The 23,263-nt window shown below is 39.0% G+C and carries 22 protein-coding genes and 1 riboswitch; of the genes, 13 read left to right on the top strand and 9 right to left on the bottom strand.

The genetic code is table 11. The annotated features are described in order from the left end of the window. Nucleotides 1-19: 19 nt before the first annotated feature. From JFV29_RS11035 to JFV29_RS11025, 3 genes are all read left to right on the top strand, one after another. Entirely contained in the window at nucleotides 20-247 is a 228-nt protein-coding gene (locus JFV29_RS11035; RefSeq protein ID WP_201183213.1) for a group-specific protein, read from the top strand. Between the two features lie 544 nt (nucleotides 248-791). Beyond that, complete coding sequence (locus JFV29_RS11030; protein ID WP_201183211.1) at nucleotides 792-2,657, top strand: DUF6583 family protein; 1,866 nt, start codon at nucleotides 792-794, stop codon at nucleotides 2,655-2,657. A 16-nt stretch (nucleotides 2,658-2,673) separates the two neighbouring features. After that, nucleotides 2,674-2,832 (top strand): hypothetical protein, encoded by a 159-nt coding sequence (locus tag JFV29_RS11025; protein ID WP_201183209.1) that lies wholly within the window; start codon nucleotides 2,674-2,676, stop codon nucleotides 2,830-2,832. A 539-nt stretch (nucleotides 2,833-3,371) separates the two neighbouring features. On the opposite strand, the gene JFV29_RS11020 is transcribed toward JFV29_RS11025, so the two are convergent. Beyond that, on the bottom strand, nucleotides 3,372-3,818 hold the full coding sequence (locus JFV29_RS11020; RefSeq protein WP_207196240.1) for a hypothetical protein: 447 nt from the start codon (nucleotides 3,816-3,818) through the stop codon (nucleotides 3,372-3,374). A 256-nt stretch (nucleotides 3,819-4,074) separates the two neighbouring features. Here JFV29_RS11020 and JFV29_RS11015 point away from each other — a divergent pair, with 256 nt between their 5' ends. The 5 genes from JFV29_RS11015 (at nucleotide 4,075) to JFV29_RS10995 (ending at nucleotide 8,532) form a co-directional block, all read left to right on the top strand. Beyond that, nucleotides 4,075-4,731 (top strand): 5-bromo-4-chloroindolyl phosphate hydrolysis family protein, encoded by a 657-nt coding sequence (locus JFV29_RS11015; protein WP_201183207.1) that lies wholly within the window; start codon nucleotides 4,075-4,077, stop codon nucleotides 4,729-4,731. Next, complete coding sequence (locus JFV29_RS11010; protein ID WP_201183205.1) at nucleotides 4,728-5,900, top strand: toxic anion resistance protein; 1,173 nt, start codon at nucleotides 4,728-4,730, stop codon at nucleotides 5,898-5,900. The genes JFV29_RS11015 and JFV29_RS11010 overlap by 4 nt, the downstream gene beginning before the upstream one ends. A gap of 11 nt (nucleotides 5,901-5,911) precedes the next feature. Beyond that, entirely contained in the window at nucleotides 5,912-6,481 is a 570-nt protein-coding gene (locus tag JFV29_RS11005) for a nitroreductase family protein (RefSeq protein ID WP_057218282.1), read from the top strand. Between the two features lie 207 nt (nucleotides 6,482-6,688). After that, nucleotides 6,689-7,195 carry an SEC-C metal-binding domain-containing protein gene (locus JFV29_RS11000; protein ID WP_201183203.1) on the top strand — a complete coding sequence of 169 codons (507 nt, stop codon included), beginning with the start codon at nucleotides 6,689-6,691 and terminating at the stop codon, nucleotides 7,193-7,195. Nucleotides 7,196-7,533: 338 nt separating this feature from the next. Continuing rightward, complete coding sequence (locus tag JFV29_RS10995; RefSeq protein WP_201183201.1) at nucleotides 7,534-8,532, top strand: S8 family peptidase; 999 nt, start codon at nucleotides 7,534-7,536, stop codon at nucleotides 8,530-8,532. A gap of 43 nt (nucleotides 8,533-8,575) precedes the next feature. On the opposite strand, the gene JFV29_RS10990 is transcribed toward JFV29_RS10995, so the two are convergent. Next, a complete protein-coding gene (locus JFV29_RS10990) occupies nucleotides 8,576-9,238 on the bottom strand; it encodes a YcnI family copper-binding membrane protein (RefSeq protein WP_201183199.1) in 663 nt (220 codons plus the stop codon). An 18-nt stretch (nucleotides 9,239-9,256) separates the two neighbouring features. Further along, complete coding sequence (locus tag JFV29_RS10985) at nucleotides 9,257-10,888, bottom strand: copper resistance protein CopC (protein WP_201183197.1); 1,632 nt, start codon at nucleotides 10,886-10,888, stop codon at nucleotides 9,257-9,259. A gap of 175 nt (nucleotides 10,889-11,063) precedes the next feature. On the opposite strand from JFV29_RS10985, the gene JFV29_RS10980 reads away from it, so the two are divergent. Then, a complete protein-coding gene (locus tag JFV29_RS10980; protein WP_201183195.1) occupies nucleotides 11,064-11,933 on the top strand; it encodes a VOC family protein in 870 nt (289 codons plus the stop codon). 57 nt (nucleotides 11,934-11,990) lie between these two features. Then, entirely contained in the window at nucleotides 11,991-13,442 is a 1,452-nt protein-coding gene (locus JFV29_RS10975; protein WP_201183192.1) for a cadherin-like beta sandwich domain-containing protein, read from the top strand. An 89-nt stretch (nucleotides 13,443-13,531) separates the two neighbouring features. On the opposite strand, the gene JFV29_RS10970 is transcribed toward JFV29_RS10975, so the two are convergent. From JFV29_RS10970 to JFV29_RS10960, 3 genes are all read right to left on the bottom strand, one after another. Beyond that, the gene (locus JFV29_RS10970) at nucleotides 13,532-15,157 is read right to left on the bottom strand and encodes a PAS domain-containing sensor histidine kinase (protein ID WP_201183190.1); all 1,626 of its coding nucleotides are present in this window, start codon (nucleotides 15,155-15,157) and stop codon (nucleotides 13,532-13,534) included. 115 nt (nucleotides 15,158-15,272) lie between these two features. Then, nucleotides 15,273-15,929: a TVP38/TMEM64 family protein gene (locus JFV29_RS10965; protein ID WP_201183188.1), complete on the bottom strand. Its 657-nt coding sequence runs from the start codon at nucleotides 15,927-15,929 to the stop codon at nucleotides 15,273-15,275. A gap of 121 nt (nucleotides 15,930-16,050) precedes the next feature. Beyond that, the gene (locus JFV29_RS10960; protein WP_201183186.1) at nucleotides 16,051-16,536 is read right to left on the bottom strand and encodes a QueT transporter family protein; all 486 of its coding nucleotides are present in this window, start codon (nucleotides 16,534-16,536) and stop codon (nucleotides 16,051-16,053) included. A gap of 6 nt (nucleotides 16,537-16,542) precedes the next feature. Beyond that, a riboswitch (PreQ1 riboswitch) is annotated at nucleotides 16,543-16,587 on the bottom strand. Between the two features lie 167 nt (nucleotides 16,588-16,754). On the opposite strand from JFV29_RS10960, the gene JFV29_RS10955 reads away from it, so the two are divergent. Next, a complete protein-coding gene (locus JFV29_RS10955; protein WP_201183184.1) occupies nucleotides 16,755-17,276 on the top strand; it encodes a YbaK/EbsC family protein in 522 nt (173 codons plus the stop codon). 263 nt (nucleotides 17,277-17,539) lie between these two features. Continuing rightward, complete coding sequence (locus tag JFV29_RS10950; RefSeq protein ID WP_056522703.1) at nucleotides 17,540-18,352, top strand: hypothetical protein; 813 nt, start codon at nucleotides 17,540-17,542, stop codon at nucleotides 18,350-18,352. Between the two features lie 185 nt (nucleotides 18,353-18,537). Here JFV29_RS10950 and JFV29_RS10945 read toward each other — a convergent pair whose 3' ends face one another. After that, a complete protein-coding gene (locus JFV29_RS10945; protein WP_053344256.1) occupies nucleotides 18,538-18,834 on the bottom strand; it encodes a DUF3892 domain-containing protein in 297 nt (98 codons plus the stop codon). 278 nt (nucleotides 18,835-19,112) lie between these two features. Between JFV29_RS10945 and adhP the strand changes: the two genes are divergently transcribed. Further along, entirely contained in the window at nucleotides 19,113-20,126 is a 1,014-nt protein-coding gene (adhP, locus tag JFV29_RS10940; protein WP_053347932.1) for an alcohol dehydrogenase AdhP, read from the top strand. A gap of 77 nt (nucleotides 20,127-20,203) precedes the next feature. On the opposite strand, the gene JFV29_RS10935 is transcribed toward adhP, so the two are convergent. Together JFV29_RS10935 and JFV29_RS10930 are read right to left on the bottom strand one after the other, a co-directional pair. After that, nucleotides 20,204-21,634, bottom strand: coding sequence for a sigma-54-dependent transcriptional regulator (locus JFV29_RS10935; protein ID WP_201183182.1), 1,431 nt, complete (start codon nucleotides 21,632-21,634; stop codon nucleotides 20,204-20,206). 4 nt (nucleotides 21,635-21,638) lie between these two features. Further along, nucleotides 21,639-23,255, bottom strand: coding sequence for a sensor histidine kinase (locus JFV29_RS10930; protein ID WP_201183181.1), 1,617 nt, complete (start codon nucleotides 23,253-23,255; stop codon nucleotides 21,639-21,641). Nucleotides 23,256-23,263: the final 8 nt, after the last annotated feature.

The following is a 23,263-nucleotide window of genomic DNA, read 5'->3' as shown; positions in this document are numbered from 1 at the left end:
AGTAAGAGGTGATTTATAAATGGGTACATGCAATCTAAATCATTCCCAGCAAGATGTCAGATTGAAATTAGAGAGTCAAATGAGATTTTTACCAAAGGACTTAGGTAAGAAATTGGGCCGCTTTCTAGAAAACGAAAATTCGCAGGAAACACTGAACGAATTGTTTCATCTTTTAAAGAAGTACGATTTGGCTTCTAAGGAAGAACAAGATGCAAGAAATGAAAAGTTAAATCATTTTATGAGATGATCGAGAAAGAACGGGAGTGCAAGAATGGCTCCTGTTCTTTTTTTGTTTCTGGTTTAAATTTGTAATATTTCCGAAAATAAATGGTTAAACATTCTTTTTGAGCGGAGTGAGAAATGAGGATCATGGGAGGCTTTAAAAAAATTCTTAAGTGATAATTTCATGGGGTATTTACATACTTATACAGAGGGCGCAGGGAAACTCGCTCCTTGATATTATTAGATACCTGTTTCGAGGAGTATTTAATGTAATAACAAGTAAAGGATGGAGGTGATTTATTGTTCAACGGCTATTCATGATATTTGAACAGATGAGGTGAGAAGGCATAGATTTCCGAACATGAATTTGAGAGTTATTTTTAGAAATTTAGAATATGGATATTAATTAACAATAATTTAATAATATGGGTAATAATAGTGCTCGTTATTTCCGTCGTTATTTACCTAAAATGTGTAATTATTGAAATGAATTATTTATGATGAAAAAGTACTAAATTTATAGGAGTTTATGTGTTAAGTGAGTAGGAAAAGGGAGAGAGTCCTAATAAATGAAAAATTGTAAATCATGTGGTAAGACGGTGAGTGAGGATTCTAAACTTTGCCTATCATGTGGCGCTTCTGTAGGAGAAGACCAAAAAACAGAAGAGGAAATGGCTACTTCTGAATTGAGGCAAGAACAAATCGAGGAAAAGCCCTCAAAAAAGCTATTCAAGAAAAAAACGTTAATTATTACGGCAGTATTAGCATTTATCATCATTACCAGTGCAGTTGCAGCTATTATTCATAAATCCCCGAAAGAGCTGTATCTTCTGTCTGAATACAAAACGTATCAGAATTACAAAGAGGAATGGACCAATAAGTATGGCAATTCAATTGAATTCCAAGAGAAAATGATGAAGCAACCTTCTAGTTCAGATATGACCCTTAGTGGAAGTGTCGAAATGGATTCATTAGGAAATAATCCAGACTTTGAAATGATTCAAGAATTATTGAGCCATATATCTTTTACAGCCAATACTGAACAGGATCCTATAAGCAAACAAGGTCACTACAAATTAGCCTTGAATGTCGAAAAGGAGAATGCTTTGGAAATTGAAATGTTCCAAAGTAAGGATAAACTCGGTTTGAAGGTTCCGGAGTTATATGAAAAATTCTTTTATTTGAATTTTGTTGAATATGGTGAGTTCATGCGTATGATTGATCCCTTATATGAGGGGCCTGAAACCTTAGAAGTATCGGATCTTAAATGGCAGGACCTGAAATTAACGGAGAAAGAACAGAAATATATTCAAAAACGGTATGGGTTATTCTTATTGGACCGATTAGAGGGTGAGAACTTTAAGGTACAAAAAGGCGTGGAATATAAGCATGAAGGCGAGACGATGAAGTTAAGGGAAGTGACTCTTAAGTTATCTGCCTCGGAAACTAAAAACCTTGTAAATGATTTTATGGATCAATTAATTGAAGATAATAAGCTTCATAGCATGATAGTTAATCGAGCACAAAAAGTGGCGAAGGCTAATGCGATGGCAGATGACGTAGAGGTACTTGATACAAAAGAAATGAAACGACAATTAATTAATGGGTTAAAAGATGCAAAGAATGAAATGAAGGATATTAGTTTTCCAAATGGGTTTTCGTCTACATTACTAATTAACAAGAGTGAGCAAGTTATCGACCGTAAAGTAACAATGGCGGTAGGAGGAAACTCAGATCAGGTCAATATGAAAGTGAACAGTAAAAATATTCCTTATGGGAATGATCAGATATTTGAAGAATTTAGCGTTGCATTATCTCCTGAAAAAGATGAGGATTCCCAGGTTATGTTCCAAGTTACAAATGATGTGGCTGTTAATAAAGATACGCGGGCTGAAAATCTTAAGGCTTCCTTTATGTATGAAGAGTACGGGGAGAGTGAGGAAATCAAGTTTGCGATGAAGAGTGATATTAACGGAGAAAACGGTGGTAAGCAGAACATCATTAGGAATTTTAACCTGAACTTCGCCGGTGGTGATTTATCTGATATGCCTTCTGCCTTTAAAGGAACAATTAAACAAGCGAGCGATCTTAACCTAAAGAAAGACTATTCCAATAGGAAATTTGAAGTAAAGCTTGGTCTAGAGGGTGATTTGGATTCAGGAACGGTTACAGTCAAGCTAGATTCTAAGACGAAGCTAAAGGATAAAGCCGATTTGCCAGATTTGGAGCTTGATTCTGGTGAAGGGTTAAGCGTAGTGAACATTTCTGAAAATGAGATGTATAAAATTCAGGAAGAAGTAGGAACGAATTTAATGGAGCTTGGTGTCAAATATGGGCTCATTCCGGAAGATAGGTATCAGTTCGATATTTACGATGAAGCTAGTTATGACGGTTATTATCAATTTGAAGACAAACATTCGGATGATAAGTTTTAGGTAGGGTGTGTTTTACATGAGAAACACGTTGGTTTTTACTTCCTTTTATTTGAAGGTGCTATTAGAAAATAGGAAGGCAGCCGAAGGAATGGCTGACTCCTATTTTCTTTTTATTGGGCGCAGCAGTCATTGGAAACTACTTTTTGAAAGAAGAGAGCCGAGTACAGCCATTTAAAGTAGCGATAGTAAAGATGATCCTACGGTTGAAACAAAGTTGGTCATCGAACAGCTTACAGATAGTCCACATTTGAACGGGATTATGACCAAGTTTGGAGGTTGATCAAAAAGAGGCAGAAGAGCTACTGCAAAACCAAACTGGAAATTAATCATTGTTGAAAAAAGACGGCCCAGCAAGGAAGAACAATGGTGTACATTACATATGACATGAGTGAAATCATGAAGCTCTGTGACCGAATCGGTGTTCTGCAATATGGCGTCATGAATCACAGGTACCCTCAAGGAAGCGGCCGAAAGCTTCGGGGAATAAGGCTGTTACAACATATCCCTAGAAGAAGTAGTATACAGACTATTAAGCGAAACGGATGATTGTTTGGAGAACTGGTAAATCAGTTAAGGCAACCCGAAATGACCGTTTTGTTAAGCTTTATACCTCTTAATCAATCGTTTGATTAATTTCATGTTCTTTTGATGAAAGAGCTAGTGAAAACGTAAAAAAACAGCAGAGGCCCATAATGAGCTCCTGCTGTTTTTTTCCTAAAAGCCATCATCTGTAGCGGAGAATGGGATACTCAAGTTCCTTTCCACGGCCCGCAGTCTTTGATTAAGTCTGTTCAATCTGTTCGTATGACGCTGATCATTTTGGCTTAGCCTAGTTATTTCTTGGTTAACACGGTTCACTTCTCGATTCACCCGCGTAATCTCTTGGTTCAGTCGATTGATTTCTCTCGTTTGTTGCTCATTTTGACGCTCAAGCTCCCGAACTCTTCTTTCAATTTGTTGAGTTTGCGGCGGTTGTCTTTCAAAATCAAACTCCTCGGGCAAATGGTTATATGGATCGTCTTGAATCTGCTGAAAATTCCAATCTTGCTGTGGTACATATTCATATCGTTCGGGTTGTTGGAAGTATGGGTTGAAATTAGCCTGAATGTACTGATGATTTCCATTTTGTTGTGGAAAAGGATAAAAACCGTGTGAATTCATAGTTAGCTCTCCTTTGCAAACGGGATAGATACCCTATAACTTATGTGAGTTGTAGTAAAGTGGCAAGGCGATAGCCTAAAAAGAGTATAATGAAGAGGGGGCATTTTCCAATGAAAATATAAATTCATCGCTAAATTTGCAGAAACCATCCTGTTCCTATATCGTTTAAGTAGGAGAAAATTTTCTTCCATCTTGAAACCAATTACTGTGATAATCGTATATATAGAAAAGAGTGTAAGTCAGGAGTGTAGTGAAAATGAATCGCTTTCTTGCCGATGTTGTTCCAATATTAATTGCATTTCCAATGGTTTTGCCGGTTTGGCTGATTAGCTATTTTGCATTGAATCAATCGTTTGTTCTTTCTGTTGTCTTTTCCTTAGTTGGAGGGGGCCTCGCATACTGGCTAAGTTCCGTCTACTTTTCCTCACGATTCCTCAAAAAACATGAATTGACAAGAAAAGAATATCAATATATAAAGAAAAATTTAAGTGAAGCAAAACCGAAAATATGGCGAGTGCAAAAGGCACTAATTTCGGTCAGGCATATCTCTTCTTTTAAACAGAGGAAGGATATGATAAAGATGATCAGGAAAATATATAGTCTTACCAAAAAAGAACCGAAGCGCTTTTACCAGGCGGAACAATTTTATTATTCCCATCTGGATTCAGCCACGGAGTTGGCAGAGAAATATGTTTTTTTATCTCAGCAGCCCAGAAAGAATAAGGAGCTCGAACTATCTTTAACAGAAACACGTAAAACTTTAAAGGATCTTACTAAAACTATAGAAAAGGATTTATATAAAGTGATTGCCGATGATATAGATAACCTCAACTTTGAATTGGACGTTGCGAAGCAAACCATTAAAACTAGAAAAGAGTCACAAGTAATCGATGAAAGCAGGAGGTTAAAATGAATAATAATGATCCAAACCTGTTAAATAATACGACTAACGCCAATTTAATTGATGATCTTTTAGCCAATCCATTTGACGAGGTGCAGCAGTTGGAGAAGCTTTCTCCCCAGGAAGCAAAGCCGGTCAAACTGATTGATGTCATTCCGGAAGAAAACCGGGCAAAGGCCTACCAGCTTGCTGAACAAATTGACCCAACAAATCACCAGGCAATGATTTCCTATGGTACACCCGCTCAATCAAAACTCTTAACCTTTTCGAATTCGATGCTTGAGCATGTACAAAAAAAGGATGTAGGTGAAGTGGGCGACATTATCAGTGATTTAATGAAGAAGTTAAATGATCTGAGCCCGGATGAGCTTAAACCGGATAAGCCCTCGTTTTTTGCGCGTATGTTCGGGAAGTTGACGGGATCTGTACAGGAAGTACTTTCTAAGTATCAAAAAACAGGGGCTCAAATTGATCGAATCAGTGTAAAACTCGATCGGAGCAAGAATATCCTGCTATCGGATATCGTAATCCTTGAAAAGCTTTATGAAACGAATAAGGAATATTTTCAAGCGTTAAATGTCTACATTGCAGCGGGGGAAATTAAACTTGAAGAAATTCATGAGAAAACAATTCCAGAGCTAAAGAAATCTGCGGAATTAAGCAATGATCAAATGAAGTTTCAAGAAGTCAATGATATGCGCCAATTTGCTGAAAGATTAGATAAAAGGCTGTATGATTTGAAATTGAGTCGTGAAATCACCATTCAAAGCGCCCCGCAAATTAGGCTGATACAAAACACAAATCAGGCGCTTGTCGAGAAAATCCAATCTTCAATAATGACGGCCATTCCACTTTGGAAAAATCAGGTTGCAATTGCATTGACCTTGATCAGGCAGCGTCATGCTGTGGAGGCACAAAAGCAGGTTTCCAAAACGACAAATGATTTGCTATTAAAAAACTCGGAAATGCTGAAAATAAATACCATTGAAACGGCTAAGGAAAATGAGCGAGGGCTTGTCGACATTGAAACATTAAAGAACACCCAAGCTAATTTAATTTCCACGCTTGAAGAAACAATGCGAATTCAAGAAGAAGGCAGGCATAAACGTCGACATGCTGAACAGGAACTGGCTGCGATGGAGAATGAACTAAAGCAGAAACTTTTAGAGATAAAGGGATAAGGAGAGATTACATGGAAACTATTGAAGCTATAAAAACGAGAAGAAGTATTGGGGTTGTTAAACAAGATCCGGTACCAAAAGAATTGATTGAACAAATAATTGAAGCTGGAACGTATGCACCTAATCATCATCGAACAGAGCCTTGGCGTTTTTTTGTACTAACAGGAGAAGGAAGAAATAAACTAGGGCAGGTCTTTGAAGAGATAACAAGAATTGAAAATGCAGATGATACCCCGGAGAGTTTAATAAGTAAGATGGAAAGACAAAAAAAGAATCCACTAAGAGCTCCGGTCATTATTGCAGTAGGTATTGAACCTAGTGATAAGAATAATGTTTTAGTATCCGAAGAATATGCAGCAGTGAACAGTGCCGTTCAGAATATGCTTCTTGCCGCACATTCTCTAGGTCTTGGGGCAGTATGGAGAACTGGCAAAATCACCTATAATACGAAGGTTCGGGAATTTTTCAACTTATCCTCAAAAGGAGAAATACTAGCATTCATTTACTTGGGTTATCCCGATATGGAGCCAAAACCGGCTAAAAAAACACCGATTGATGAATTGACTACTTGGATCGAATGAAAAATTAATGGGAAGTAAATATAGGAGCAGTTGCATCAGTATAAACACACTGCGGCAGCTGTTTTTTTGTTCGATAAGATTTCTTTAATAGGTTTTTACCATATAGGATTTTGGCTTTCTTATGCTTCGTTTCAAGTGACGATTGAGGTTTTAGGTTGTACAATACATAGGGTGAATAAATTTTGATGAATTAGGATGTGTCTATAGATGAGAACGATTGATCCATTTGAGATTCTAGATGGAAAAGCGATTAAATATTTGGATGTTTTTGGCGTTGAGGATGGAATTGCTTTAAAGAGTAAGTATGAAGATAAAACGTATTGGATATATGATTATTATTGCATGCATCAGACCTGTGATTGCCAGGAAGTGTACCTTGAATTCGTGGAGGAGCGCAAGACCACCAGTCAGGCCGGACAGCATTTTGGAGTTCGGGTTTCATTCCGAGATAATCAATTCGTCCTAGAGGATTATAATATTTCCAAGCAAAAGGCGATGGATATTGCTGAAGACACGTTAAAGTACAGTAAAGACGTAATGGAACTGTTTAAGAAGCGCTATCAGCAAATGAAGGAAAAAGGCTCACAAATTATCATGGAGAGTGCAAAAGCGGCTAAAATGCCTCATGTTCATACAGAACCAGTCATCGGAAGAAATGAGCCATGTCTATGTGGCAGCGGGAAAAAATACAAAAAATGCTGCGGTGCAGCTTAAGTTCATTTAAGGGAGGCTGACTCGATTCGGAGTCGCTTCTTTTTTGAAATCTAACATGGAAAAATAGAATGATTTCATAAATAAAAAAAATACTATAGTATTACAGGAACGTTCGTTCTATAATAAGGGTACCAGATAATGACAAGAAGAAGAAATAAAAAGTAGTAATTTAGACGGAATTTTCCGAATACTCCTTTTTTATTTTCGAAAATCTGGTATATATAAGAGAGAAGAGTTTTTTGATCTCATCTCTTTCAACGGTAGACGGCAACCAGACGGGATAGAAGATCCCCCACTGATGGCAGTTTAACTTATTGAACGAAGGAAGGGGTAATCAAATGACAAAAGAAAAAAGATTAATACCTTACAAAGTTCTTGAAGTAATGGACACGGTTAAAGAAAAAATTCCTGAGGGTGTAGAGCTTGTGAAAGCCCCGGCAATTTGGGAAAAGAGCAATTATGGTGAAGGCGTGGTCGTTGCTGTCATCGATACAGGCATTGATAAAGAGCATCCAGACCTCAAAGAAAGAATTATTGGTGGAAAGGATTTTACCAATACCGGGGATTATCAAGATGATAACGGGCATGGAACACATGTCAGCGGTACGGTTTTGGCTGCCCTTAATAAAGTTGGAGTAGTTGGAGTGGCTCCGAAAGCAAGTATTTTAGCGTTGAAAGCCTTAAATGGAAAAGGACAAGGCGATATAAATTGGATTAATGGAGCTTTAGAGTATGCGATTAATTGGCAGGGGCCTAATGAAGAAAAGGTTTCAGTTATTTCACTTTCCCTCGGTGGTCCTCCAGATGAGGCGGAACATAAGCTTATTCAAAGAGCGCTTCAGAAAGATATCCTTGTTGTATGTGCAGCTGGAAATAGTGGGGATGGGCGTGATGAAACGGATGAATTGGATTACCCAGGGGCATATCCCGAGGTAGTGGAAGTCGGAGCCGTGGATTTAAGCAGAAATTTGGCGGATTTTTCAAATACAAATGATGAAATTGACCTGGTAGCGCCAGGAGTTGATATTCTCTCTACGTATCCAGGAAATAGATATGCTAGGCTGAGCGGAACGTCTATGGCAACGCCTCATGTAAGCGGTGCGGCAGCTCTTTTGAAAGTGATTGCTGAAAAGGAATTTGGCCGTAAGCTAACTGAAGCGGAATTATATGCACAGTTAGTGAAAAGTACAGAAGATCTGGGAATAAGCAAAAGAGCCCAGGGGAATGGGCTACTAAACTTAACAATAGCGGAACAAAGAGTTGAAAAATCCATTAAGATTACCATAGAATCAGAAAATCTTCAGTTACCAAGTAAAACGGTGGTCATGGAATATTAAAAATAAAAAAGGTGTCCCAAGAAATTTTGGGACACCTAAAAGATTATTTTTTACTTTTCCTAAGGGCTGCTAAAAGGGCTACAATAGAGAGAATCAAAGATATCCCTGCAAGAGTAATGATCAGTGTTTCATTGCTATCATCTTCTGTTTTTGCAGAATCCTTTGAACTGTCGGCTGAATTTGAAGCTGCGTGATCACTTTTTTCTGCATGGCTATGGCCCTCAGATCCTGTATTAGCTTTGGAAGCTACCGAAATCTCAGTTACAGAATGCGGTAGATTGGAGCTTTCATCTCCACTCCATTCAACAATTTCACCATCTTCATAATATTGAAAGGCATCCCAAGCTACATTTGTTTCTTCTTTAGGGTTTTGGGCAACGAATAAAAATTGCTGGAATTGTCCAGCGGCAATTCCTTCATCGGTCGCTTCCCATGTTACCGTTTTTACATGACCTTCTTTGTTGCCTTCAGTTGTTACTTTCCACCCTGGTACAGGCTGGTAGCTTTCAAAAGTAATGCCTTCCGGTATCTTTAAAGTCACCTTGGTGGTGGCAGTTTCTTTTTCAACGGGTACTTTAAGTGTATAGGTTTCCCAAGCCTCAGGTGCAGATGAACTAGGCTTAACAGTAACGTGTGCATTCGCTGAACCAGAAAAAATGAATAGTGCAGCAAATGTAGAGATAAGAAGCTTTGAAATGTTTTTCATTTAAATAAATCCCTTCTGTTATGAATTTCCTACTAATATTGTAAAATCGGCATCAATTGAATCTAGACTTTCAGTTAATCCATGGACCTGAATCTTCCACTTTCCTGACATGGTTAGAATCGACTTGGATGTAAACGTACCTGTATTTTCTCCCTGAAGTTGAAGTTTTATTTCTCCTCCGCCGGTATCTACAGGCTCCATTATGATTGTAAGCTGTTCAACTTCGGTATAAGGCATGCCTTCATCATTGGATATGTTTACTTGGATTCTGTTTTCACCGACTTCATTGGGAGTTACCATTAACGTAACCTCATTATTTTCTGCAGTCATCAAAGTTTTCTCAATTGGTCCTGGAGAAGACATGGCCGTTTGGACATTTGTTAATAGAGCGGCTACAAGGAGAACGACGATTCCTACACCAAACTCTATTCCCACACTATAACCAAGTTTTTTTTCTTTCTTTTTCCCCCTGAAAAAATGAAATGCTCCTAAAACGATCATGACTAACATGAGACCAACTTTCGCAAGTAACAATTGTCCATATGTTGTTTTTAACAATGAATGGATAGTCGGTACATGCTGTAAGCTGCTATATATCCCGCTAACGATCAGTATGATTACAAACAGAAATGCCCATCTGGAAAACCTTTGAATGATTGACCAGTAAAATATTTTCTTATCTTCTGTCTGCCGATCAGCAAGCCCAGGCAATATCACCAATAAGGCCATAAGGCCGCCCAACCATAAAGCCATGGACAATAAATGGAGGAAATCCATCAAAACGGCCAGAACCTGATTAGGAACAGCTGCCGTATGTCCAATTGAAGCCTTACAAACCATCAAGCTGACTATTATGATGAAAGAAAGATAGGGTAGTGATTTATTCAGGGAGTTCTCCAGCATGAAATAAATCACTAAAAATAGAAAGAGCAATATTAGAATTTCAACGATCCAGATGGCTCCAAAGTTTGTAGCATTCAATACTTCTTTTATATAACTCACATTAAATGCATCAGTCCAACCTACGCCAGCGTCAATCGTCACCTTTAAAGGCAGACTGAAGAAGATGGAAAATGCTAGACCTGCATATGAAAGCCAAAGGTATAGACGGGCTCTTCTGCTGGCTTCAAAAAGGCGAGAATCCTTCATTAACGATAATTGGAAAAAAAGGATTCCGGTAAGGGCTGCAAAAGATATGTATTGAAGACTTTGCAGGAAAACGTTGATGGAATTCGGAAAACCTGCATTCATTTCGGGATTTTCTTGGTCTGATAGGCCCGCTGAATCTCCGAATTGAAAGGGGATTGTCCCCTCAATGGGGTGGCCATCACTCGAAACCACTCTCCATTTTATGTTGTAAATTCCTTCATCGATAGTGCCTTTCCACTTAGCTTCCAGTATTTTTTCACTTTGTTCCGAGATTGTACTGTCTTGAATTTGTATTTTGTCCCCATCTTGGCTGAATACCTCAAGTGAATGGAAAGCTGGTTGTATATTCTCACTGAATTGAATGCTGATCTTTTCAGGAAGAGTATCCATTGATTCATTTGGACTAGGATTAGAACTTATAACAGAAGCGTGACCAGAAGCCGTTACTGGATATAAAAGCAAACTGAATAGGCTGATAACCAGCCATAAATAATTCTTCATATTGGTGCGTCATCACCCTTTCATAAGATTATGCAAGCTCAGTATAAAATAAAAATGTGAAAAAACAGTGAAAAAAAAAATACTTATATAAGGAAATTAAGAAATACTAGAAAGAGATAAAATACCTATAATAAATTTACCACTTAACGTAACTAAAATGAAAAGAGGACAGAAAATGAAATTTCAAAGTTATCCCAACACCTATGTCGGCTATGTAAATATCATTATAGAGGATTTATCGCGTAGTTTAAAATTTTATAAGGAGATTATTGGATTCGAAGTACTTGAGCAATCTGCTGATAAAGCAGTGTTAACAGCAGATGGGAAGACACCACTACTGATTTTGGAACAACCAGATGGTGTAACACCGAAGCAATTGAGGACGACTGGTTTATATCATTTTGCGCTTTTAGTACCGTGCAGAGCTGATTTGGCTAAGATATTACTGCACTTGATTCAATGTCGATATCCGCTGCAAGGAGCTTCGGATCACTATGTAAGTGAGGCCATTTATTTAGGGGATCCTGACGGAAATGGAATTGAAATTTATTGTGATAGGCCGGAAGAAACCTGGAAGTGGCAGAATGGGCAAGTCGAAATGGGTACGGAGGCCCTTGATGCAGAAGGACTATTAGCAGAAAATGATGAATCACCTTGGGCAGGTCTGCCAAGTGAAACCGTAATGGGCCACATTCATTTACACGTAGCAGACATTGGTGCTACCGAAGAGTTTTATACAAAAGGACTAGGCTTTGAAATTGTTGTACGATATGGAGGGCAAGCCCTATTTGTCTCTACAGGCAACTACCATCATCACATTGGCCTTAATACATGGAATGGAGTCGGGGCTCCTGCACCGGAGGCAACAAGTGTAGGACTGAAATCGTTCACGCTTATTTTACCAAGTGAAGAGGCACGAAAAAACACAGTAGAGCGATTACAGCAATTAGGATCATTTATAAACCAGGAGAAAGAAGCTGTTGTAACAAAGGATCCGTCAGGAAATGTCATCCATTTAGTCGTTCCCACATTAAGAAATAATTAAGGTTTCTTTGTTAACCTGACCCTACCACATTTGCAGGAATAATAGGGGGGATAGGCGTTGTTAAAGAAAAGGTTTAAAGAAAAAGGTGTGAAGGTGATCTTGGTCGGTTCTCTTGTGGGAATGGGAACGTTCACTTATATGCCTACAGCAGAGGCTACGGAGGATACAGCGGTCACACAGGGAGAGGCCCAAACGGTAAATACTCTATCTAAGCTCGAAATAGATGGTATAACATTGAATCAACAGTTTTCTGCCGATGTTTTAGAGTATAGTGCAACAGTAGGGAAGAATGTTAAAAAAATCAGCTTACTTGCTGAGAGTTCCAGTGAGACTGCTACCGTATCAGTGAATGGTATACAACTGACAAATGGGAAGGCTGAGGATTTTTCTCTTCAAACTGGTAAGAATACGTTCACGATCACGGTCAGTGATGGGATAAATGAAACGACTACCTATACCATCCAGGTTGATAAATTGGAAAGCGATGACAACCTTTTAACTGCGATTGGATTATCAAAAGGTTCTTTCACATTTGATGCGTCTGTAACAGCTTATAAGGTTTCTTTGGCGAATAAAGTCAATACCATTACGGTGGCTCCAACAGTGAGTGACAGTACTGCAAGGGTAAACGTAAATGGAATAGATGCAACGAGTAAAGGAGTAAAGGTGAACCTTCCAGTTGGTAAGACAACGGTGAAGATTGTCGTTGCAGCAGAAAATGGAGATAAAAAAACATACACGCTTACGATTACAAGGGCTGCAGCTAAAGCAAAGAGAACCGAAGATAAGGATACCTCTAAAGGAGATGAAGCTAAAAAGGAATCTTCAACGGGAACAAGTAAAACTCAACCTTCCTCCGATAACGGTGACAAACCATCATCAACTCCTTCGGATTTATCCAAAGGTCAAGTGCTAAGTAGCCAAGCACCTAAAGCACAGCAGATTGCAAGCATTTCCACACAAAAACCCTTATCGGATTCTGTTAAAAAGGCAATTTCAGCTGGGTCCGTAGGTGAAGAAGGCAATAACACACCAGTGTTGAACACTTTGACAGTATCAAAAGGAACGTGGAACAAATCTTTTGATTCTGATGAGCATACATATCATATCGAAGTCGATAAGGATATTACCTCAGTCCAAATTGAAGCTATAGCTAGCGCAAGTGGAGCTACGATAAAATATGACGGTGAAAGCAGTAAAACCGTAACGATTAAGAATAAAGCTAAGACTGCAATTTCAGTTACAGTCTCAAAAGATGGAGCACGACATACCTACGTCCTTGTTTTCGATAAAGATATCGATGTAGACATGGATGAGGAAGAAACTGTAGATGATGCCAAAACTGAAAAAGAGGCAGTAGTTGGAGCAACACAAATGAGTACATCTAGTAAATCGGAAAACCTTAAATCCAATAACAGAGGTAGCCAGATGATGCCGATGGATAATCAATCAACAGAATCCATCCCATTTTTGGGGAAAATAAAGAAATTCGTTCTCTCTCTTTTTTAATATTACCAAGGGACTGTTTCAAAAAATTTGAAGGGGGTCTTTTTTTAGACTACAAAAAAGGACAAGATTTAATAGGCTTGTCCTGAAATTTATATTGGTAAAACAATTTTGACTTCGGTTCCATGATTTAGCTCGCTGTTAAAACGAACCTTTCCTCTGTGCGCCTCAATAATTCGGCAGCTAACGGTCAATCCTAGACCCGTTCCTCTTTCTTTAGATGAATAAAAAGGTTCTCCTAGATGTTTCAAACGATTTTTTTCGATTCCACTTCCATTATCCCTGATGGTTATGGAAAGGGTATTGTCTATTTGCTCGAAATCAATCCAAATGTGATCGGCGGAGGCCTCCATAGAGTTCTTAATCATGTTTATAAACACTTGTTTGAGCTGATTTGCCTCACATGAAAGAAGCGGGATTTCATTTTTTACATCTATCGATATTTTTGTAGAATATGAGTCTGCCTCTGGTTTAAGCAAGGTTTTGACTTCATCCATCAGTCCAATAATTTGGTGTTTACTGAATGGGAGTTCCTGAGGTTTTGCAAGAACAAGTAATTCGCTTACAATCAGATTGATTCGGTCTAATTCACTGAGCATAATAGTGTAGTATTGTTCAAAGGGGTGGTCGCTCTTTTTAAGTAACTGGACGAATCCTTTTAAAGAAGTTAATGGGTTACGTACTTCGTGTGCTACACTGGCAGCAAGTTCACCGACTATTGACAACTTTTCGGTTCTTCTTAAGCGTGCTTCCGTTTCTCGGATTTGAGTTACATCTTTAGCATAGGTAATAATTCCGACTAATTCATTTCCAATAAGCATCGGGACAAATGTACATGAAAGTAAAAGAGACTCCCCGTATTTCGTGAGAAACTCTATATCTTTTCCTTTTTTTATCCCCTTTTGGTTTTCGACGACGTATTGACAGGATGTACGAATCAGTTCTTCATCTTCTGCGGAAAAGTTTAACTCAATAAAAGAGGCACCTTGGATTTCTTCTTGATGAAAGCCTGTAACTGTTTCAAACCTTGGATTGACGGTGGTAATTATTCCGGTTAAATCAAGCATCAGCATCGGATAAGGGTTGTGTTCGAACAATGATTTATAGCGCTGTTCACTCTCAAATAATTGATTTTCTGCGACAACTCTTTCAGAAATATCCCTGCCAATGACCACTAATCCTTTTCGGGAACCATCTTCAAAGAACAAAGGAACTTTGATGGTATCAAAGGTCTTATGATTGCCGTTGGGTAGCGGGATGATTTCCTCACACCGCGTAATCTCCTTTTTTATCCACGTTTCTTCATCTGAAATTTCACAGTAGATTAACGACTCTTTATAAAATTCGGAGTATTCTGCGAGCTCACTGTCTTTTTTTCCCTTATAGTCTACATGTTCCAATTGAAATAATTGCAGACCAAAGGTGTTGGATTCAAGCCATCGGCCATCTCCATCCTTGAAGTTAACGAAGTCTACCATTGAATTAATGAGCGTGCGACGACGCTGTTCCTCTTCTTTTAATTGCTTGAATTTTTCTCTTTTAGCCAAATAAAGAAATAAAATCAAGCCTATTGATAAAAGAAAAACAATTCCTTCTGCTCTTTGGAGTTGAATAAAGATCTCTTTGTTTTCAATATTAGTAGTTAAAAAGTAGTCGAACACGACTAGTGTAAGAATCCCAAATAGGATATATAGTACTAAAATGGAGCGTTTGGACATGGAGATTCTCCCTGATTTACGACATTTCAAAGGTTAAAAATACATACACATTTTAACAAACTATCAAAGAAAAATATATGCAGAATCATAAATAAAAAAACAGGAACCCTAACAGTCACCTGTTTTTCCTGAAGAAGGTTACTTTCTTTTTCTTCTTAAAGCGTTTATAGATAAGGAAAAATAGTAAGAAGAGGAAGGCGAGTACAGCTAGTGTATATTGGTTCATTTCCACAGATAGGAGACCATAAGGGATTAAGGATAGAAAGAAAAAGTATATAAGATTGCCGAGTGCGGTCGCTAATAAAAAATCCTTGAAGGTTACAGAACTGACTCCTGCTGCCAAGTTAATTAAACTTGTTGGTATGAGTGGGAATATCCTTCCGGTAAACACGTACATAAAGCCATGCTCTACAACGGATTCTTTCCATTTTGGGCCCATTTTCTTTAAGAGAGGTGCCTGAAACCAGTTCCTGGCTGCATAAAAAATGAATCCTGATGCAACGACACTTGTAACCCAACTCCATAGGTACCCATATATGAATCCAAATATCGCGACATTGATGGTTAGGAGTAAAATTAAGGGTATAATGGTAAAAGAATTTTGGACAATCATCAACACAAATGTCACAACAAAAGTAAGCAAAAGGTTTTCTGTCAATATGGTTATAACTGAATCCAAATCACTTTTCCAAACCATGGTGAACAATTCTGCATTGGAAACGATAAATATTACTATTACCAGTAGACCGATTAAGGTCAGTATTTTTTTCAAAAGGTCACCACCATTCATTCTAATAGTTTATCATCTTCAGGTTCAATGGTGAAAAAAAGAGCTTCCGCATGAAGCAGACAGCTCTTTTCCATTATAGTGGGCTAACGACGCAAAGATTCCTTTATAGCCACTTTTCAAACTGAATTCTTTTGTTCATTCCATAAATGATTGGCGCACCAATCAAGAGGACAACGCACTCACCGACAGCCGTGGTCATCCAGCTAAACCAGAAAGGTAAGCCAAAGGCAAGGTTCAGTTCAATTGCAATTAAAAACATTGTGAATGTGAAAAAGATAATCGTGGCGATCATTCGTCCTTTAATGCTTTTTATGAACCGAGATACAAAAATGACAAGCAATAAGGCGAGCACGGATTGCCCTACCCCAAAAATCAAATCATACGGCACCATCGGCGAAAAGAGCAGATTCGATATGAAAACGCCGCCCACTATGCCGTAGATATATTTTTTATTGAATACAATCAGATGATTCAACATTTCCGGTACACGAAATTGAAACATCTCAAAAGCTATTGGTTTAAACACCAATGAGACCGCCACATACAAGGCAGCCAATAACCCGTTTATCACAAGTGTACGAACATTCATTTTAATCTCTCCCTAGTTTTTTATCGTGGGATGGTTACGAACCACGGTTAGGCGTTTGCCCAATGATTAATAGTATCCCATGTAAGCTTGTTTCGTCAATTTGTAAAGAATGGTTTCAAAATAATAAGGTTTCAAGCTGTGGATGTCTCAATGATTTTGATTTATTGCAATAAAGGATGATATTATTTTTACATGTACTTCAAAGGAGTGGATATAATATGTCGATCGAGAGTGTCAAGAGCCATTTTAAAAAATGGAATCGGGAAGGCGATGTAATGGAGTTCGAAACATCGAGTGCTACGGTGATTGAAGCAGCAGAAACCATCGGTGTTATTCCAGCGCGAATTGCTAAGACTCTTTCCTTTAAGGGGGAAGGTGAGCATGCGATTTTGGTTGTTGCCGCAGGGGACGCAAAAGTGGATAATAAGAAATTTCGTCAGACGTTCGGTTTCAAGGCACGAATGCTGTCAGCTGAGGATGTGCTTGAGCAGACTGGTCATGCCATTGGAGGAGTCTGCCCGTTTGGGTTGGCAAATGACCTAGATGTTTTCCTTGATGTGTCGATGAAGCGCTTTGAGTCTTTATTCCCAGCATGCGGAAGTGCGAACTCTGCAATAGAACTTAAACTCGCTGAATTATTTGAATATTCAGGAGCAAAGGATTGGGTTGATGTTTGTAAGGCATGGGAAGAAGAGCAGAATGAGGAAGCAGCAGTAGGTAAGGCAGTTGATGGATTTTGATTTATCGTACCAAAAAGAACCACATAGAATGGAAATGAGTCCACTTGGGTGGACTTTATTTGTTGATAACGAGAGACATTACCTGTTCCCTTTTTATTACTGGGTTTTTAGTTATAAGCTTTTAACTTGTTCCGAATAGGTTTGCTCCCATTTTCTTCTGAAAAGTTGACCGCAGATGTAAATTAACGGTCTAATTAGGGGAGGTTTGTTCAACATGGCGCATAGGCAAATCGTTCAGAAAGTTCGTAAGTGGAGGGTAAAAGATGTTCAATGAAAGCTATAAAAAAAACAATAGCAGTTACCTCAGTCTTAAAACTCTTTATGAAGAAAATATCACGGTTAAGAGCATTGCCCAGGAACTTGAGTTTTGCCATAAAAACGATTTAGCACTGGGGATACAAAAAGAATTGGAAAAAAAGAATTTCGATATATTGGCGGTAGAGGATCAAGGGGAAATTATCGGATATATCGAAAGGCAAGAACTTGGTGAAGGTAAGATTGCGGAGTATTTGAAATGTTTTACACCAAGAGAATTGGTTTCGGACTCAACCCCTTTGATTCAACTTCTTCATATTTTTAAGAATAAAACGAGGGTGTTCGTGTTAGAGAATAATTCAATTAAAAAGTTGATTACCCACGCTGACCTTCAAAAGCCTCCAATCAGAATGCTGATTTTTGGATATATTACCCTTTTGGAAATGAGGATGAGCGATATCATCATGGATAAATTCGGGGATGACAGTTGGTATCCAATGATCAGCGGAGATCGTTTAGAAAAGGCTACCGAATTATATAGGAGGAGAATCGATAAAAATGAGGATATCAATTTAATAGAGTGTCTGCAAATCAGTGATAAATTCGATATCATTCATAAAGATCAGGAATTGAGGTTCTTCTTCCAAATTCCTTCTAAAAGTAAAGGAAAGAAAGATGCGAATGCCATTCGAAAATTACGGGATAAGATTTCTCATGCTAATGAACTTGGGTTGGACATGTCCTGGATAGAAATCATCGAAGTGGTGGAATCCTGTGGCCAACTGCTCGAAATCTCTGAATCCTATCGGTATGAAAAATAAAATGATGGTGAGAGACGTTTTAGGTAGACCATACTTCAAATAACTCTGCAATTTTTAAAGCAGAGCTGTAAAGCATCCTCAAGACGAACTGGAATTAAGGAGAACCAGCTACTATGCTGGTTCCTTTTTGTTTAACCCCCCTGACAGAAAAAACTGCCCATACGTGAGGCAGCTTCTTCAAATAGTTAGAACTCCGGTAGTTCATCCAGGTTATTTTCCTTTACCCCATCGGGCTCACTCCGCAATATGTCACGGCCATATTTATGGAAGACATCAACATTGGCGAGGTTGCCTGCCTTAGCTTCCGAAAGAGCGGTGGGATAGTCAAGCTCCCGCCCAGAATTTGTTTTGATGGCAATAATATTGTCATCTTCATTTTTTCGTACTGCGATAATTTCTTCTTTTCCAGTTGTATCATGTTGGTTTACTTGTGGGGTTCCCTGCTGTTTGTAGGATTCATATGCTTTTTCAAATTGGTCCATGCTTGGACACCTCCTATTTATAGGGTGAGCTATTTGGTCAGCAATATACAAACCAGGTTTCGTCCAGATTGAGCCGCATTTTTGTCAAAATGGGCCGACTTTTCGGCATTTTTTTATGAAAAGACTGTTGTCCGGGCTTTATTCTTCTGGCATGGCACTTGCATCATAAATAAGTGGAAGTGAGAAATATCCACTTAAAAAAGGGAGGAATATGAATCATGAATGTAAAACAAGGGGCAAGTACTGCGGATGCAAAAAAAATACAAGACGTTAAGACAATGAAGGCGGCGGTCGTCAATGAATTTAATCAAGAGCTTGAGATTAAAGATGTACCAATCCCTGAATTAGAATATGGTGAGATATTAGTGAAAATTAAAGCATGTGGCGTGTGTCATACCGATTTACATGCGGTACATGGTGATTGGCCGGTAAAACCGAAGCTGCCGCTTATTCCTGGACATGAGGGAGTAGGCATTATTGAGAAGGTGGCAGAAGGCGTTACTACATTAAAGGTTGGTGACCGCGTTGGGATTCCATGGCTTTACTCGGCATGTGGCGATTGTGAATACTGTCTGACTGGACGGGAAACGCTTTGCCTGGATCAATTGAATGCAGGATATTCTGTGGATGGCGGTTATGCGGAATATTGCAAAGCGCCAGCAAAATATGTGGTCAAGGTTCCTGAAGGTCTTGACTTTGCGGAAGTTTCACCGATTTTCTGTGCTGGTGTAACGACTTATAAAGCGCTTAAAGTGTCAGAAGCTAAACCTGGAGATTGGGTAGCAATCTATGGAATTGGTGGATTGGGTCATGTTGCTCTTCAATACGCGAAAGCTATGGGCTTTAATGTCATTGCCGTTGATATTCAAGATGATAAGCTTGATCTGGCTACAGAATTAGGAGCAGATTTCACGGTTAATGGTCTTAAGAGCGATCCTGTACAAGCCATTAAGGAAAAAGTTGGTGGAGTACAAGCGGCCATTTCTGTAGCGGTTACGAAAAAAGCTTTCGAACAGGCTTACAGTTCAGTTAAAAGGGGTGGAACATTGGTCGTTGTCGGATTGCCGAATGACGAACTTCCAATTCCAATTTTTGATACGGTACTAAATGGGGTGACTGTAAAAGGGTCAATCGTTGGTACAAGAAAAGATCTACAAGAAGCTGTTCAATTTGCGGCTGATGGCAAAGTAAGGACGAATATTGAAACGAGAACGCTTGATGAAATCAACGACGTGTTTCAAATGATGGAAAAGGGCGAAATCAACGGAAGAATCGTATTAACTTTAGAATAGAAATAAACAAACGAGGGGGTCCTAAAATCGGGCACCCTCGTTTGTTCTAGGTAGCTTATAAGAATTCTATAATTAGATTATGTCTGATTCTTCTCATTTAATATATATCGCAATTTTCTCATGGAGATCTGCAAACGCTTGGCCGCTTCATTTCGGTTTCCATAGGTTTTTTGAAGTGCCTGCATGACGAGTTCTTTGCCAATTGTAGATTCGAGTTGTTTGATTTCCTTAAGGATTTCCTCGAGCATTAGTTCATCTTTCTCATTAAAGTCGGCAACCAGCTGTTTACGCCATTCTTCGAGATGATTTTCAGTCGACTGATTCGCATTCGGCGGGTCTTTTTTTATTGGAATAACCTGGTTGGTAGATAGAAGGAGATCATTTGCCGAGATTTCCTGTTTATGGTCAGCAAGAGTGAGAGTTCGCATGATTACATTAGATAATTCGCGTATATTACCGGGCCAGTCGTATTGCTGTAATTTTTCAATAGCTTCATTGGAAAAGGAGATATCTGCCTGGCCAGTTCTTTCAACTAAATGTCGGACAAGGAGGGGAATATCTTCTTTTCTGTTACGCAAGGCGGGGATATCAAGAGTGACGACGTTCAGTCGATAAAATAGGTCTTCCCGGAATTTGTTTTTTTCAACTGCCTGCTGCAGACTTTCATTGGAGGCGGCTACTAAGCGGGCATTTGTTCTTAATGTCCCACTACTTCCGACACGCATAAATTTCCGTGTTTCCAAAACTCGAAGCAATTTGACTTGTATGGCCGGACTCGCGTCGGCAATTTCATCGAGGAAAAGGGTGCCATTCCCTGCAATTTCAAAGAAACCTTTTCGTTGTTGGGTTGCTCCGGTGAAGGCCCCTTTTTCATGCCCAAATAATTCGCTTTCGAGAAGGGATTCCGAGATTGCTCCACAATTAATACCAATAAAGGGCTCGTGGCTTCGTGGGCTTGCTGAGTGAATGAAACGGGAAAGTACTTCTTTGCCACTCCCTGTTTCTCCCTCGATCAAGACATTGACGGATTTTTGAGCCACTTTGAAAGCCATTTCAATCAGTTCCTTCATTAATAAACTTTCTCCTACAATGAGACCCGACTCTTTGGCAAGGTTATGGATAAAATGTTGATTCAAATCGTCGTTTTCATTCAATAGGTTGTCAAGTTGCTTTTCCAATACTTCAATATCCACAAAGGGTTTTTCCATATAATCACTCGCTCCAAGTTTCATTGCCTCGACAGCGGTCTTGACTGTGCTGTATCCGGTCATAATCAGTGCCTTGCAAAGCGGTTGTTTTTGTTTCAGATGCTGCAGGAGAGAAAGGCCATCACAATCTGGAAGCTTTAGGTCTATCATCGCGGCATCAAAGCGCTGCTGATTAAAATCTATTTGGTGAAATTCCTTTCCACTGTTCACGACCTGTACGTGATATCCTTTCATCGAAAAAAGGCGGGATAAAAAGGTACCAACTTCTTTTTCATCGTCTACCACAAGTAAATTAATCATCTCATCATCTCCTTTCATCTTCAGGCTGCAAGGGAAGCCTCAGGAAAAATACACTTCCTTTTCCTGGTGCGCTTATTACGTCAATTTTGCCTCCATGGTCTTTCGCAATGCCAAGGCTCACAGATAATCCTAGGCCTGTACCTTTTTCACGGTCCTTAGTCGTATGAAAAGGATGAAAAATGAGCGGCAGCCGCTCTGCTTCAATCCCAGCCCCGTTATCAGCAACCTTCACCACCATGAATTCTTCTTCAGAATAGGTATGAATCGTAATGGATTTTTCCGATATATCACAATCATCCAATGCATCCTTGGCATTCAATAGCAAGTTGATGATTATTTGTTCTATCTGAGGCTGGCTTCCCTTTATGAAAGGAAGATCTTCCTGAAGGGAAAGATGAAGGGAAATTTGTTTCTTCCCTAGTTGAAACTTCAGAAGGTTCATTACCTGATGTATGGCCTCGTTAATAGAGTAATAGTGGAATCTATATTCATCTTGACGGGAAAAGGTAAGTAAGCTTTTCACGATTTGCCTGCACCGGTCGCCGCAATTTTTAATATCGTTTAGAAGCATATAATCTTCGTTGTCTGGTAAAGTGTTCCGTAATAAAAGCTGTGAGTTTCCAAGAATGGCCGTTAATGGGCTATTCAATTCATGGGCAATTCCAGCTGCCATTTCGCCGATGGCTCCGAGCTTGCCTGCATGTAACAATTGAGCTTCCATCTGTCTTCTCTCGGTGACATTTTTATAATAAGCAATGACTCCATAGACCTGTTGATCCTTATTTTGAATCGGATAGGCATGCATTTCCAAGATCGCTTCAGGCTGAAGCAAAATTTCTTGAAACCCTGGCTTATCCTGTACAAAGGTCTCTTGAATCAGTGTCTGAGATTTCTCAATTAAAGGACTTAAGTCAAAAAAAGCTCTGGCTGCATCATTTGATTGGTAGACTTCTCCTTGGCGATCAAAGACGATGATCATATCTTCGACGGCCTTAAAGGTATCCTCCCATTCTTGTTTGGAATGGAGAACTTCTTTATAGAGCTGGGCATTCTCCAAAGTCAGTGCAAGCTGGTTGGAAAGTTGCTCAAGAAAATCCAACTCATCTTTATGCCACGTTTTCTTTTTCTTTCTGCCGAAGGTCCAAACCCCTATTTTTTTATTTTTCCCATACAGGGGCACCAATAGAAGCGTTTCAATCTCAAGAGATAGCAGTCTTTTTTTTTCCGGGAAGTCTTGTAGCATTTTGATTTCCACCTGAATGGATTGTTCGTCTTTCAAGGCAGATGAGAAGTCCTGAAAAGGGTGTAATAGGTTGTTGGATTCAATTTCAAGCTCGCATTGGCCATTAGGACAAATATGGAGAAGAGTTGGTTCTTCTTCGTATAAAATGACAAAATGACTGTCATCGAATGTAATTAGGTGCTTGAGCTTTGAGATAACATTTCGGAGAATTTCGTGAATATCCATGTCTATATTCATGTTTTTAGTGATATCGTTCATAATTTCAAGCTGCATATTTTTCTTCTTCAACTGATCCACGGTTTTCTTAAGTTCCGTGTAATATGTTTTTTTCGAAGACTTAACGCCTGTCATTAAATCGATCAACTCAGATTTGTTCATGTTTTCAC

It is taken from the genome of Peribacillus sp. TH16 (genome assembly GCF_016651095.1).
Lineage (GTDB): Bacteria > Bacillota > Bacilli > Bacillales > DSM-1321 > Peribacillus > Peribacillus butanolivorans.
This window is presented reverse-complemented; position numbering and strand designations above follow the sequence as displayed.